Annotated in this window: 11 protein-coding genes and 1 pseudogene; 5 read left to right on the top strand and 7 right to left on the bottom strand. The window is 66.3% G+C overall.

Annotation, left to right across the window (positions count from 1 at the left end; genetic code table 11):
* The first annotated feature begins 89 nt into the window (after positions 1-89).
* From GQY20_RS02780 to GQY20_RS02770, 3 genes are all read left to right on the top strand, one after another.
* Positions 90-725: a glutathione S-transferase family protein gene (locus GQY20_RS02780; RefSeq protein ID WP_157215503.1), complete on the top strand. Its 636-nt coding sequence runs from the start codon at positions 90-92 to the stop codon at positions 723-725.
* 111 nt (positions 726-836) lie between these two features.
* On the top strand, positions 837-1,967 hold the full coding sequence (locus tag GQY20_RS02775) for a radical SAM protein (protein ID WP_157215502.1): 1,131 nt from the start codon (positions 837-839) through the stop codon (positions 1,965-1,967).
* The gene (locus GQY20_RS02770; RefSeq protein WP_157215501.1) at positions 1,964-3,028 is read left to right on the top strand and encodes a glycosyltransferase family 4 protein; all 1,065 of its coding nucleotides are present in this window, start codon (positions 1,964-1,966) and stop codon (positions 3,026-3,028) included. The genes GQY20_RS02775 and GQY20_RS02770 overlap by 4 nt, the downstream gene beginning before the upstream one ends.
* 4 nt (positions 3,029-3,032) lie before the next feature.
* Here the strand turns inward: GQY20_RS02770 and pepN are convergent, their stop codons facing one another.
* Positions 3,033-5,636, bottom strand: a complete 2,604-nt coding sequence (gene pepN / locus GQY20_RS02765; protein WP_157215500.1) for an aminopeptidase N — start codon at positions 5,634-5,636, stop codon at positions 3,033-3,035.
* A gap of 74 nt (positions 5,637-5,710) precedes the next feature.
* On the opposite strand from pepN, the gene GQY20_RS02760 reads away from it, so the two are divergent.
* Complete coding sequence (locus tag GQY20_RS02760; RefSeq protein WP_232475856.1) at positions 5,711-6,622, top strand: Rossmann-fold NAD(P)-binding domain-containing protein; 912 nt, start codon at positions 5,711-5,713, stop codon at positions 6,620-6,622.
* Here the strand turns inward: GQY20_RS02760 and GQY20_RS02755 are convergent.
* From GQY20_RS02755 to GQY20_RS02730, 6 genes and pseudogenes are all read right to left on the bottom strand, one after another.
* A pseudogene (locus GQY20_RS02755) lies at positions 6,559-7,407 on the bottom strand (DMT family transporter); the annotation flags it as partial. The gene GQY20_RS02760 and the pseudogene GQY20_RS02755 sit on opposite strands and share 64 nt — an antisense overlap.
* Positions 7,404-8,405: a threonine aldolase family protein gene (locus GQY20_RS02750; RefSeq protein ID WP_157215498.1), complete on the bottom strand. Its 1,002-nt coding sequence runs from the start codon at positions 8,403-8,405 to the stop codon at positions 7,404-7,406. The gene GQY20_RS02750 and the pseudogene GQY20_RS02755, both read right to left, overlap by 4 nt.
* Before the next feature lie 31 nt (positions 8,406-8,436).
* Positions 8,437-8,733, bottom strand: a complete 297-nt coding sequence (locus tag GQY20_RS02745; protein WP_157215497.1) for a hypothetical protein — start codon at positions 8,731-8,733, stop codon at positions 8,437-8,439.
* A 178-nt stretch (positions 8,734-8,911) separates the two neighbouring features.
* Positions 8,912-11,326 carry a TonB-dependent receptor gene (locus tag GQY20_RS02740; protein WP_157215496.1) on the bottom strand — a complete coding sequence of 805 codons (2,415 nt, stop codon included), beginning with the start codon at positions 11,324-11,326 and terminating at the stop codon, positions 8,912-8,914.
* 138 nt (positions 11,327-11,464) lie between these two features.
* Complete coding sequence (locus GQY20_RS02735) at positions 11,465-12,298, bottom strand: oxidoreductase (protein WP_157215495.1); 834 nt, start codon at positions 12,296-12,298, stop codon at positions 11,465-11,467.
* On the bottom strand, positions 12,295-13,530 hold the full coding sequence (locus GQY20_RS02730) for a DUF1214 domain-containing protein (RefSeq protein ID WP_157215494.1): 1,236 nt from the start codon (positions 13,528-13,530) through the stop codon (positions 12,295-12,297). Before GQY20_RS02730 ends, GQY20_RS02735 begins: the two co-directional genes overlap by 4 nt.
* 136 nt (positions 13,531-13,666) lie before the next feature.
* Between GQY20_RS02730 and GQY20_RS02725 the strand changes: the two genes are divergently transcribed.
* Entirely contained in the window at positions 13,667-14,533 is an 867-nt protein-coding gene (locus GQY20_RS02725) for a helix-turn-helix transcriptional regulator (RefSeq protein ID WP_157215493.1), read from the top strand.
* Positions 14,534-14,570 lie beyond the last annotated feature (37 nt).

Genomic DNA, 14,570 nt, shown 5'->3' with positions numbered 1-14,570 from the left:
CGACCACGCGGAGGAACGCCACAATCTTTTGCGGGCGCGGCAGGAGCTTGCACGGTGTAGGGTCGGGCGACACAGGGAGGATCGCCATCATGCTCACCGTCCATCATCTGGGTGTTTCCCAGTCGGACCGGATCGTCTGGCTCTGCGAGGAGCTGGACATAGCCTATGAGCTGAAACTGTATCAGCGCGCGCCCGGCTTCGCGCCGGAAGACTATAAGGCGCTGACCCCCTATGGCACGGCACCGGCGATCACCGACGGCGATCTCGCGCTCGGCGAATCGGGGGCGATCATCGAATATATCGTCGCCAAATATGGCGAAGGCCGGCTGACCGTGCGGCCCGACGCGGCCAACTACCCCGACTATCTGTTCTGGTTCCATTTCGCGAACGGATCGATGCAGCCGGCGATGATGATGGACCTCGCCGTCCGCATGGCCACCGGCGGCCCGCCGCCCGAAGCCGCAGCCTGGATCGGGGATCGCATCGACCGCGGCTACCGCATCGTCGAGGAGAGACTGGCTCAGGCACCCTTCTTCGCGGGCGAGGCCTTCACCGCGGCCGACATCATGATGCTCTTCCCGCTCACCGCGATGCGTGGCTTCACCGGGCGGGAGCTGACACCCTATCCGAATCTGGTCGCCTATCTCGGTCGCATCGCCGAACGGCCCGCTTTCCGCCGTGCGATGGAGAAAGCGGAACCCGGCCGAACGATCGAGCTGATCTAGGCTCCCGCGCCGAACTATTTGCAGCCATGCTCCAATTAACCCTCTATTTCGGTGAGTTAACGTTGCATTTTCCATAGGATCGCCGCTTCCACGGGAATCAGGGGGCCTGCGATGGACATTCAGTCGTTCGGACGGAAGCTGGCGCATGCCGTGCCGGCCTCCGCACCGATGCTCAAGGCCGCTCATCGATCGGGCGCCCGGCTGCGCGGCGGCCTGAATCAGATATGGCCCGATCTGGTACGCGCCCGCACCGAGAAGATCACGATCGCGATCACCGCTCATTGCAACCTGCGCTGCACCGGCTGCCGCTATGGGCGGGACTTCATGCCCGGATCACAACTGCCCTATGCGCTGGTCGCAGGCGTCCTGGAGGATGCAGCGAAGGCCAATATCCCGGCGGTGCGTCTCTATGGCGGCGAGCCGCTGCTTCATCCGGAGCTGCCGCGCATGATCGAGACGGCAAGCCGGCTCGGCATCGGCGCCTATGTGACGAGCAACGGGCTGGTGCTCGACCGCAAGATCGACGCACTCCACGCCGCGGGCCTGCGCAAGGTGACGATCGGCTATTATGGACAAGGCGACGCCTATGACCGCTATGTCCAACGGCCGGGGCGCCATGCCCGGCTCGTGGAAAGCCTCGATGCCGTGCGGGCGGCCTACGGACCCGATCGGCTCGATCTCCAATTCAATTTCCTGCTGAGCCGACAGACCGCCACGATCGAGGATTTCGAGCATGTCCGCCGTTTCGCGGAACGCTACGACGCACGCGTCCAGATCGATATCGTCCATTACTCCTTGCCCTATTTCCAGGACGGTCCCGAACTGGACCTGCAGTTCCGTCCCGAGGACGAGGAGCGCGTGACTCGCCTCGTCGAACATCTGGTGAAGGTGAAGGCGCGCCAGCCGCACATCCTGACCGAATCACCGGCGAGCCTGGCCTCGATCGGCGACTGGGCGCTCCGGCAGGAGAAGATGCGGATCGCCTGCGATGCCGGCAAGCTGCTGTGGATCGGCGCGGACGGCTCCGTGAAGCTCTGCTACGTCGCCTTCGATCTCGGCAATCTGCACGATACGCGCTTGTCGCAGATGCTCTACACACCCGCGCACCACGAGGCGGCGCGCAATGCCTTCCAGCTCAACTGCCCCAATTGCCATTGCGAACGGGGTGCACGGGTGGAAAAGCACGGCCCCAGTTTCCGTCGCTACGCCGAAGCCGCCAGGACGCTTGCCACTCAGCCATGATCCGGGTCGCCCATCTCCTGCCGACGCTGGAGATCGGCGGACGAGAGCGGACTGCGATCGAGCTTGCCCGCGCCGGCGCCGCGCTCGGCATCGCGCCGCTGCTGATCACGCATGAGCGCGCGCCGGAAGGCCGGGCGATGCTTTCCCCCGGCGCGGTGCCTCACGTCGCGCTGGACAGCCGGGCTGGTGATTTCGACGCTCGGCTGCGCGCGGTGCTCGAGAGCCGCGGGACCCAGCTGGTGCACGCCCACGGCCATGTAACGGCGATCCACGCGGCGCATCTGCCAGTGCCTCGGCTGGCGACGCTGCATGTCGCGCCGGGCATGGCCTGGCGCTGGGCCTTGCCGATCGCGCGGGCGCTGCGGCGAATGAACGCGCTCGCCGCCGTTTCGGACGATCTCGCCCGCCGCTTCGCGCCGCTGGCCGGGCGGCGGCCGCTGACGATCGCCACGGGCATCGATCTTGCCCGCTATCCGCCGGCGCCGGCGCGGCGAGGCGAAGGACTCGTCATCGGCATGCTCAGCCGGCTGCATCCCGTGAAGCGCCATCAGGATGCCCTCGCCGCGGTGGCGCTGCTGCGCGCCCGGGGTATCGATGCCAGGCTGGCGATCGCGGGCGACGGACCGATGGAAGCGAGGCTGCGCACAGCTACGAGGGGATTGCCGCATGTGGAGCTGGCCGGGCCGGCCACCGACAGCGCGGCGTTCTTCGCGCGGATCGACGCCTTTCTGCTGTGCTCCGGTCATGAAGGGATGCCGCTAGCGCTGATCGAGGCGATGGCGAGCGGACTGCCCTGTGTCGCAACCGCGGTCGGTGGCGTGCCGGACCTGGTCGGTCCCGACGGCGCGCTGCTCGTCCCGGCCAGGCGTCCGGCCGCGCTGGCCGACGCATTGGCAGGGCTGCACGATGAGGAGCGGCGACGCACCCTAGGCGAGGCCGCCCGGCGACGGGCGCAGCATTTCTCGATCGATCGCCAGGCCATGGCCTATGCGGCACTATATCGATCGCTCGTCACGGCCGGAGGCAGCTCCGTTCCTTCATCCCAGCGGAAACTGGGATAGCCGGTCAGACGATGCTTTTCGAAGCCTGTTCGAACACGTCCTTCGAGAGCCCCGGTGTCGCCAGCACCCACTCCAGCTCCGCCTTCATCAACGTGGCGCGATGGGTATCGAAGCGGCGCCAGCGGCCGAGCGGCGGAATCAGCTTGGCCGCGGTCTGCGGGTTCAGCCGGTCGACCGCGATCACCATGTCCGCCAGGAAGCGATAGCCGCGGCCGGACGCGTCGTGAAAGGCGCGCTGGTTGGCGGTGAAGGCACCGACCAGCGAACGCAGGCGGTTCGGATTGGCGAGGGTGAAATCCGGATGCTGCGCCAGCGCCTCGACCACCTCGACCGTGTCGTCCCGTGTGGAGAGGGCCTGGGTGGTGAACCATTTGTCGAGCACCAGGGCATCGCCCTTGTAGCGGCCATAGAAATCGGCGAGCGCCTCCTCGCGTTCCGCCGCGGTACCGTTGGCGAGCACGCCGAGCGCGCCCTGCCGGTCGGTCATGTTATCGGCCCCACGATATTGGGCAAGGGCGAGCCTGGGCGCATCCGGCACACCGGCCGCCGCGATGTAGCCGAGCGCCACGGTGCGCAGCCGCCGCGCGCCCTTGGCCGAGGGCGAATATTCGAACGGCCCGGATTTGCTGGCAGCGTAGGCAGCGCGCCATTCGTCGATCAGCTCGCTGCCCAGCGCGATGCGCAGCGCATCCCGCTCCCGCCGAATCGCATCGGGATCGACCACGAGCATCTGATCGCCAATGAACGCCTCCGTCGGCAGCAGGACCGCCTCGGCGATGAAGGCGCGGTCCAGCGCATTGTTGGTAAGGGTGCGGCGTACCGCGTCGATCACCGGGGCATGGTCCGCCTCGCCGGTGGAAACGGCGCTGAGCAGCGTGTCGATCATGAGCTGCTGCATCGCCTCGTAGCGGGCGAAGGGATCGTCATCATGGCCGGACAGGAAGGCGAGATCGGCCGCCGACCGGTCGGTCTCGACGATCACGGGCGCGGAGAAGCCGCGGTTGATCGAAAGAATCGGGCGCTCGCTCACGCCCTCGAACAACACCTCCTGATGCGCCTCGTCGAGCATCACCAGCCGCTCGCCGCCGAAGCTCTCCCCCGATAGCTCTCCGAACAGCGAGACTTTGAGCGGAAGCGGCATCGGCTCCTTCACCGGCTGGCCCGGCGTCGCCGGCACGTCCTGCGCGAGCTTCAGCCGCGCGCGGCCGCCCGGCGCTTCCCAGTCGATCGAAGCGCGCACGCGCGGTGTGCCGGCCTGGCTGTACCACAGGCGGAACCGGGCGAGATCCTTGCCCGACGCTTCCTCCATCGCGGCAACGAAATCCTCGCAGGTGGCGGCGGTGCCGTCATGCTGGGTGAAATAGAGATCGCAGCCGGCTCGGAAATCCGTGGGACCCAGGATGGTCGAAAGCATGCGGATCACCTCGGCGCCCTTGTTGTAGATGGTCGCCGTGTAGAAGTTGCTGATCTCCATATAGGCTTCGGGCCGGATCGGATGGGCGAGCGGCCCCCCATCCTCCGGGAACTGCGCAGCGCGCAGCGCGCGGACGTCCTCGATCCGCTTGACCGCCGCCGAGCCCTGGTCGGCCGAGAAGCTCTGATCGCGAAAGACGGTGAAGCCTTCCTTCAGCGACAGCTGGAACCAATCCCGGCAGGTGACGCGGTTGCCCGACCAGTTATGGAAATATTCGTGCGCCACGACACCTGCCACCGCATCGTAATCCGCATCGGTCGCCGTATCGGGATCGGCGAGGATGTAGCGCGAGTTGAAGACGTTGAGGCCCTTATTCTCCATCGCGCCGAAATTGAAATCGGAGACGGCGACGATGTTGAACACGTCGAGATCATATTCGCGGCCATAGACGCGCTCGTCCCATGCCATCGAGGCCTTGAGCGCGGCCATGGCATGATGCGTCTTGCCTATGTCCGCCTCGCGCACCCAGATACCGAGCGTCACTGCGCGGCCCGACATGGTGGTGAAACTGTCCCGGTTGACCGCGAGATCGCCGGCGACCAGCGCGAACAGATAGCAGGGCTTGGGGAAGGGATCATGCCATTCGGCCCAGTGCCGGCCGCCCTCCAGATCGCCCTGGGCGATCGGATCGCCATTGGCGAGCAGCACCGGGAAGCGCGCCTTATCCGCTTCCATACGCACCTTGTAGCGGCTGAGCACGTCCGGCCGATCGGGGAAATAGGTGATGCGGCGGAACCCTTCGGCCTCGCATTGGGTGCAGAGCAGGCCACCCGACGCATAGAGACCCATAAGCTGGGTATTGGTCTCCGGAACGATCTCCACTTCGGTTTCAAGCCTGTGGGCATCGCCGGGCAGGTCGATCAGCAGAGCCATGCCGTCGCGCCGCCAGGCATCCGCATCCAGCGGTGTGCCATCGAGGCGCAGTGCAAGCGGCTCCTGTCCCGCCCCTTCCAGGCGCAGCGGCCGCGCATGCGCGCCGTTGCGTACGAGGCTGAGCACCGCTTTTACCCGCGTGGCCGAGGGGTCCAGAACGAAATCCAGGGCGATATCCGGCACCAGCCAGTCGGGCGGCCGATAGTCTTCGCGGCGGATGAGGTGGGGAGTCTCGGCGGCGGCGGACTGGATATCAAGCATGGAGCCGATGTACGCGGCGAGCAGGGCCGATTCAATGGCGGCAGGACGTGCCGGTGCAGCGGGAGGACAGAGCCATGCATATGCACATTTTCGGACCGGGTTACACCGCCGGCCGCATCGCCGCCGCTCTGCGCCGGCGCGGCTGGCGCGTCAGCGCGACGCGGCGCCGCACGGAGGATGGCGACAGCGCCTTCGACGATACGGCCGCGGTGGAAGCGGCGATCGGCAGCGCGACCCATCTCCTCTCCTCCGTACCGCCCGAGGGCTACGGCGATCCGGTGCTGGCCCGTTACGGCGCGATCATTGCCGGGGCGCCGCTGGCGTGGTGCGGATATATATCCTCCACCGGCGTCTATGGCGATACGGGCGGAGCCTGGGTCGATGAAAGCGCACCCATCGGCGGCGGCCGCCGGTCGGCGCGGGTCGAGGCGGACAGCGCCTGGGCCGCGCTGCGCCCCGACGTGCGCGTCTTCCGCCTGCCCGGCATCTATGGGCCCGGTCGATCGGCGCTGGACAGGGTTCGCGAAGGCAAGGCGCATCGCATCGACCTGGCCGGCCAGGTGTTCAGCCGCGTCCATGTCGACGACATCGTCTCGGGCGTGCTCGCCGCGATCGATCGAGGGCCGGCGGGCATCTACAATCTCGCCGACGACCGTCCGGCCAGCCAGAATGCGGTGATCGAGGCGGCCTGCGACCTAGTCGGCATGGCGCCGCCGCCGCTGCTGGCGCTGGACGATGCCGGCCTGTCGCCAGCGGCCCGCGGCTTCTATTCGGAGAATCGCCGGGTCGCGAACGGCAAGGCCCGGCGCCTGCTGGGCTGGGCACCGCGCTATCCCGACTATCGCGCCGGGCTGCGTGCTCTCAATGCGATCACCAGCCCGAACAGCGTCAGCGCGCCACCGGCCGCCGCCTCCCATGTCCAGCGATATCCTTCGAACAGGGTGGACAGCGCCATCGCGAAGAGCGGGATCAGCACGCTCGAATAGGCCGCGCGGGCCGGGCCGATTACCCGGATCACGCCGAAATAGAGCGGGAAGGTGAGCACCGATCCGATGAGGCCGAGATAGGCGATGCCGAGCAGATAGCTTGGCCGCGTCTCGATCTGCGGCGGCCCGACCGTGGCCCAGGCCCAGATGAAATCGGCAAGCGCGCCCCACAGCATGGCCCAGGCGAGCATCGTCGTCATCGGCAGCGCGCGCGCCCGATCGGTGGCCTGGAGGATGTTGGCGCTGGATGCGAACAGCACGCCCGCGAGGGTGAAGCCGATACCGCTAAGCACGGATGTCGCGCCGTGAGCCGATGCCCGGATCTCGTGCAGGAAGAGCATTGCGAGCCCACCGATCGCCACCGCCGATCCGGCGAGGAAGCGGCGAGAAATGCCTTGGCCCAGGAAGATCCAGGCGAGCAGCGCATTGGGCACGAGGAGCAGCGCAAACACCACCGCGACGAGGCCGGACGTCACATAATGTTCGGCGCGGTAGACGAAATTGAAGTTGATCGTGAACTGCGCGATCCCCACCGCCGCGGCCAGCGCCTGATCACGCCCGCGCAGCCGGATCGGATCGCGCCGCAGCGTCGCCACCGCGAACATCGCGACCGCGGCGAGTGCGAAGCGATAGGTTACCGACCAGGACGGCGGCACCGTGCCGAGCTGATCGCGAATCACCAGCCAGGTCGAACTCCAGACCAGCGTGACGATCGCGAAGGGTATCAGGACGCGCGCCTGCGTCCGCGCGCCGATCGGCGCTTCGCCGGTGAGCGTCTCGCTCACAACGCCGAGATCGCGGCCGCCAGCGCCGCGATCTCGGTTTCGGGCTGGCTCCACGAGGTGACGAGACGCGCTTCGCCCGGCCCCCAATCGTAGAAGTCAAAGCCCTGCGCACGTAGCGCCGCCGCTTCCCCGACCGTGAGACGCAGGAAGACTTCGTTCGCCTGGACGGGATGGAGCAGCCTGTCGCCGGCCGCAGCGGCAATGCGTGCGGCGCCGCCATTGGCCTTGCGGCCATTCTCGATCCACAGCCCGTCTGCGAGCAGCGCATGGATCTGGGCGGCGAGATAGCGCCCCTTGGAGAGCAGGTGGCCCGCCCGCTTGCGCCGATAGTGCGTCGCCGCCGCCAGCTCGGGCCGGAAGAAGACCAGCGCCTCTGCCGACATGCCGCCATTCTTGACGAAGCCGAAGCTCAGCGCATCGACGCCCGCGCGCCACGTCACGTCGGCGGGATGACAGCCGAGATGGGCGATCGCATTGGCGAACCGCGCGCCATCCATGTGGAAACCGAGCCCACGCGCGCGGCACAACGCACCCAGCGCGGCGACCTCGTCCGGCGTGTAGACCAGCCCATATTCGGTGGCGTTGGTGATCGAGAGCGCCGCCGGCTGCGCACGATGGACGTCCGCGCGTACCGAATCGAGCACCGCCGTCACCGCCGCCGGTGTCAGCTTGGCGCCCTCGCCGTCGGCGAGCAGCAGCTTGGCGCCATGGGTGAAGAATTCCGGCGCATTGCATTCGTCGGCCTGGATATGGGCTTCGCGATGCGTGACCACTGCGCCGTGCGGCGGGCACAGCGCAGCAAGCGCCAACGCGTTCGCCGCGGTGCCGGTCGTGACCCAAAGCACCGCCACCTCCGTCTCGAACAGCGCGCTAAAGGCCGCATCGAGGCCCTGGCTCAGCGCGTCGCCGTCATAGGCGGTATCGACATGGTTGGCACGGGAGATCGCCTCCATCACCTGGGGGCAGACCGGGGCGGCATTGTCGGAAAAGAAGCGCATCGCTGCGCCTTGGAACCGCGCCGGGGCGCCGTCAACTCTGTGTTGGCGCCTTGCTGACCGGGGTGGCGGCCGGATCGATGCCGAGGATGCCGAGCACGGCATTGGCGCCGCCCGAATTGCGTTCGGAGACCCGGCGCAGAAAGGCCGCGGTACGCCCGGCGGCCTCGGTGAGCTTCAGGTTGCAATCCTCCATGCGGCAATCGATGAACTCCGGCAGCGCGCCGCCGCTATATTCGAAGCATGTCTTGTAGAAGCTGCAGGCCGTGAACGTCGCGCCGTCGAGCGCAACCTTCTCGCCTTCGCCAAATGCCTGCTTCTGATACCGCAATCCGCCCTCCACCCCTTGCGGTCTTCCTGCCGCGCCTACGATGATGCTGAAACCGCGCAGGATTACAATATCACCTGCGAATATCGCCGCGACAGGGCGGACCCGAAGAACGCCAGACAGCGAAAATCCCCGGAGGCCAGGCCTCCGAGGATCTTCGTCGCCCCCGCTGCGAAAGGGATCAGTAGGTCAGCTTGAACTCGACCATGAAGCGGCGCGGCTCGCTGTAGAATTTGCCGCCGAAGCCGAGGCCGCCGAAGTCGATGCCGTAGACGACCTGATCTTCGTTGAGCAGATTCTCGCCAAGGACCGCGATCTCCGCCTTGGCTCGGTTGCCGACCGGCATGTCGCTGAGCGCGATGCGCGCATCGACATTGTTGGTCGCGGGCGACGCCACCTGCTTCTGGAACGGGTTCACCGCATCGTTCGGGTAGAAGTAGACGTGGCTCCGATAGGCGTAGGACACCCGCGCGGAGAGCTGACCGAAGGACATCGGCTCGAAATCATATTCCGCCGCGACGTTTGAATTGAACTTCGCAACCGCCGGGAAGCGTGCCGAGCTCGCGATATCCGTCACCATGTTGGTGGCCGGATCAAGGAACAGGAACTGCTTGTACTTCGGATCGGTGTAGCCGAGCGAGCCGCTCAGCGTCAGCCCGCGTACCGGAATGGCGGTCACTTCCAGCTCGACGCCCTTGAAGTCGGCCTTGCCGGCATTGACGAGGAGCGTGGTCGCGCCGCCGCTGCCGGAGGCGAACTGCGGCACCTGCAGGTCGCTATACTTGCTGTAGAAGGCCGCCACATTGATGCGCAGGTGACGATCGAAGAAGTCGGTCTTGGCGCCGATCTCAAACGAGGTCAGCTTCTCCGGCTTGAAGGTGTTCAGGTGATAGCCGACCCCGGTCGGGCAGGTGCCATCGGGTGCCGGCGCGTTGCAGATACCGTCGGCGCGGGGATTGAAGCCGCCCGACTTGTAGCCGGTCGAGACCTTGGCATAGGTCAGCGCCTGCGGGGTCACCTGATAGCTGACCGATCCGAGGAATGAGACGTTGTCGAAGCTGACGCCGCCACTCGTGTTGCTTACGTTCGGCACGCCATAGGTGCTATTCTCGAGACGAAGGAACTTCTTGTCCTTCGTATAGCGGATGCCGCCCGTCACCTCGAGCTTCTCGTCGAGCGCCTGCGGCCGCCAGCTCACCTGCCCGAAGGCGGCGTAGGACTTCGAGGTCTGATGATATTTGGCCTCGGGATTGAGGTTGAGGCCGACATAATCGAGCGGCAGGCCGAAAGTGGAGCCGGGCAGGACGGCGGTGAGGAACTGATGATTGTCCTCGCTCACCTTCTCGCGGAAATAATAGAGACCGACGACGTAGCTGAAGTCTCCCACCTTGCCGAGCGCCTGAAGTTCCTCGGAGAACTGCTTCTGATTCTGCGGGCCGTTATAGCCGTTATAAGGCGTTACCGACTGCACCGAGGTGAAAGTCGGCGACGTGGGATCGAAGACCACGCCTTTAAGATCGCCTTGCCCGCTGAGGCCCAGCACGTTGAACAGGTGCAGCTTGCGGTAGCCGGTGATCGACTTCAGCGTGAATGCGTCCGACGCCTGCCAACTCGCCGTCAGATTGTGACCCTGGCTGACGGTCTTCGAGGTGTAATGATTGTCGAAGCCAGGCTGCTGCTGACCACTGGTGAGGCGCGTGTCGGCGCCGACATACTGCAGCGGCGCGCCGCCCAGCGAAGCCGACCGGCTGTAATAAGCCAGCGCCGCATCGCTCAGCGCCACGGTCTGGAAGAAACCTGGAGCGCCGGTGCGATTGTCATAGTCATAGCTATAGTTGATCTGGACATTGTCCAGATCGGCGCGAACGGCGATGTTGTAGGCGTCAACGTTCAGCGAGCCCGGATCCTTGCTCTTCGGGGTCAACGTGTTGTCGAAATAGCCGTCCTTCTGGCGGTGATAATAGGTCAAGGCGGCAGAGAAGGGCGAATTGCCGATCTTGCCCGTATCCATCCGAACACGGCCGTACCAGTTGTTACGCGTGCCGTAGCCGCCCTTCACCGTCAGGCCGAATTCGTCCGACGGCTTCTTCGACACCAGCTGGATCGCGCCGCCGGTCGTGTTGCGGCCGAACAGCGTGCCCTGCGGGCCGCGCAGCACCTCGATGCGCTCCAGATCGACGAGATCGAAGATCGAGCCGGCGCTGCGCGCCACATAGACGCCGTCGAGATAGACGCCGACCGCGGTGTCGAGACCGAGCGACGGATCGGTCTGGCCGATGCCGCGGATCATGATCGACGAGGCGGACAGCGCCGAGGACTGCTGGCTGATCACCAGGTTCGGCACGACCTGCGCGATCTTGTCGACCTGCTGGACGTTGATCTTCTCGAGCGCGGACGAATTCAGCGCGGAAACGGCGATCGGAGTCTTCTGGAGCGATTCCGACGTGCGGCGTGCCGTCACGACGATGTCCTGGAGGCCGCCGGATTCCGGCGCGGCCGCAGCTGGCGCGGCATCCTGCGCCCAGGCGCTGCCCGAAGCGGCAACCACGGCAAGGGTGGCAGCGCAGGTCAGCAGGGCAGATTTTTTGAATATCATTCGAAAATTCCCTCCTTAGCCGCGCGGAGCAAAAGCGCTGGCGGCATGTCGTTTTCGCCGCTGCGCATATCCAGAGCTTTTGTGATTTTCAATCGTCTTCGCGCAAAAGAATCCCATAATCACTACGCACTGTGTGGTTCATGCCACGAAGTCGGTAGAATGGGTCAAAGCGCGGTGTTCCTCCATCGACGCACGTGTCTCCGCCATCCGGGCCTCGATCGCCGCAAAGGCGTCCGGGCCGAGGATCAGCTGGATGGGTGGCGCCGCCATGTCAGCCACGGCGACGACCGCCTCGGCAAGCTTGGCGGGATCGCCCTGCTGCCGGCCGTCCACCCAGCGGACCAGCGCCATGCGGGCATGCACGCCGTCCTTATAATCGGCGATACCCTCTTCCCCGTTCTTCAGCGAGCGGCCCGAGAAATCGGTGCGGAACATGCCGGCCGCGATCGAGGTGACGCGCACGCCGAGCTCGGCCACCTCGCGCGCCAGCGCCTGGCCCATCGCCTCCAGCGCGTGCTTGGACATGCTGTAATAGCCGGTGGCGGGATTGGCGATGCGCCCGGCGAGAGACGAGATGTTGATGATGTGCCCGCTACGCCGCGCACGCATTTCTGGCAGCACCGCCTTGGCCATGCGGATTGCGCCGAACAGGTTGACGTCGAACATGGCCTTCACCTCGGCCTCGTCGCCCTCCTCGATCGAAGCGACATAGCCGTAGCCGGCATTGTTCACGAGGACGTCGATCCGGCCGAACCGGGCGCGGGCCGCCTCGACGGCGGCCTTCACCTGCTCCGGATCGGCGACGTCGAGCGCCAGCGCGATCGCATTGTCACGGCCCGCGACTATGTCGGCGACGTCCGCCGGCTTGCGCGCCGTGACCGCGACATTGTCGCCCAGCGCGACGATATGCTCGGCGATCGCCCGGCCGATGCCGGTCGAGCAACCGGTGACGATCCAGCTGCGCCCGCTCATTCGGCGATCCGCCATGCATAGCTGTCCGCGCGCGCGGCGCGCTGCGCCTCGCGTTCGTCCGGGCTCACCCAGCGCGTTTCCGCCCGCAACGCATCTTTCAGCGCGGCATGTTTTACAACGCGGCTCCTGGCGCCGAAGCCTTCGTCCGGCCGGCCGTTGGCGAACTCGGCCCAGCGCAGCGTGAGCAACCCTTCCGGCATGTCGCAGGTGTCGAGCCAGTTGTGGACGCCCGGATCGCGCTCCGAGACGACGAAGGTCACGGTGCCGTCCGCGTTGCGCACGGCCTGGGTGAGATTGAGGCTGGAGGTACGGTGGACGATGTCGTTGGTGGTCCCCCAGATATTGGTGATCGGCGCGAGGAAATAGTCGGCGCCGCCGAGATTGACGTCGATCACCAGCGCCTCATCCTCTGCGAGATCGAAATAGCCCATGACGTAGATCTGGTTGCGCAACGCGCCGTCGCTGTCGCGATCGATGGTGAAATCGAAGGCATTGGCAGGCTTGTTGGTGGCCTGCGCGTTCCAGCGCATCGTGTTGTCGATATTCCTGGTCAGCATCGCGATGGCGTCGTCGACCTTCTGGTCGAAGCTACGCTCGGGCTTTTGCGGCGCGCCGCCCAGCCGCTCGATCGACAGTTCGTTGGGCCGCTCGCGCGCCCAGTCGGTCACGACGTCGCGGATGTAGAATTCAACCGCCTCGGGCGAGGAGCGGACATGGTTGGGCCGATCACCCCTCGAATCGCTGTCCACCGCGATTTCGAACCGTCCGTCAGCATCCAGCACCAGCGACTTGCCGTCGAGCACGTCGACGGTGCCCATATGCGCGTTCCACAAGGTGAAATAATTCTCGGTCAGACGATGCTCGGGCACGCGACCGCGGATCACGTACCGCTCCGCCCCGCTGATCGGGATGACGCGATAGACCGAGTCCGGATTGTCGAGCCCCCAGCGCGATCCCGGCACGTCGAGCCCGCCGAGCCTGTGCGGGATGCGGCTGATGGTCACCACCGCCGGCCGCTCGGCATCGGTGTTGAGCGACCAGATGATCGCGCCGAACACCACCTCGTCATATTTGCTGTCGAACGCCTTGCGCATGCCGGGCCGCGGCTGCGCCTTGTCCAGCCAGTAGGCGCGCCGGTCGGCAATCGCCGCCTGCATGCGCGGATCGGCCAGCACCTGCAGCGCCTCGCGCTCGAAGCGGGCCTGTTCCTCGGTCGCAATCGGGTTGTTCATATCCTCTCCGTCGGTTCTCCGCTCATTCTACTGCGCAGGCAGCGGGCAGCAATCGCTACGCATGTGGCGATGGAGACGTGGATCGGCTAAAGTGACGCGATCTGAACGACGCGACGAAAAGCGCGCGGAGGGACGCATGGAAGGTGAATTCTGGACTGCGGCCGAGCTGCAGCTCGCCAATTTCCGGCTCGAGGTGCTGAGCCAGCACAGCAGCGGCCCGTTCCAGCGCACGCACGAGATCGACGAGCCGTCACTGATCTACATGCCGCCGCCCTTCACTTCGCCCGCCAGGGGCTGCCTGGGCGAGGGCGGCACCTATTCGCCGTTCGGCACCGCCATCGTGGTACCGGCGCGCACACCGCTGCACGTCATCTCGCCCGGCTTCCCGAATCGCGAGTTCATCATCGCGCGCTTCGACGAGGATCGCTTTCGCGAGCTGACCCGGATCGGCCCGGAGTCGAGCGGCGAGGAACTGGCCGCCTGCGTCGACATCCGCGCGCCGGCGGTGCTCGACCTGCTGGAACGCCTGTCGATCGAATTGCCGCGTCCAAGCATCGCACGCGACACGGTGATCGCGGGACTCGGCCTGATGCTGCTCGGCGAGCTGGCCCGCTATTTCGCCACGGTGCGCGGGGGCGAGGGGCTGCACGTGGGCAATCTCGCACCGTGGCAGATGCGGCGCATCGACGAGCGGCTGGCCGACCGCACCCGCCCGCCGCCGGACGTGGGCGAGCTGGCCGAGCTGTGCGGCGTCGGGCGCCGCCACCTGATGCGCGCCTTCAAGGCGACGACCGGCCGCACGGTGATGGACCATGTCGAGCGATCGCTGTTCACCCGCGCGGCGTGGATGCTCGCGGAAACCGCAATGCCGCTGAAGGCCATCGCCGCGGAGCTCGGCTATGATCACCAGGGCAGCTTCGCCACCGCGTTCCGCCGCCGCTTCGGCGAGACGCCGAGCCATTACCGCACCCGGCGGATGAACGGGGTGCCGGTGTTGCAATAGCCGGGCGGCGCCGGGCGGGAGGAGCGAGCAGCCACCC

Origin of the sequence: Flavisphingomonas formosensis (genome assembly GCF_009755815.1) — a bacterium.
In the GTDB taxonomy this organism is placed as follows: domain Bacteria; phylum Pseudomonadota; class Alphaproteobacteria; order Sphingomonadales; family Sphingomonadaceae; genus Flavisphingomonas; species Flavisphingomonas formosensis.
The sequence above is the reverse complement of the archived record's forward strand: the minus strand, read 5'-3'. Positions and strand labels throughout refer to the sequence as shown.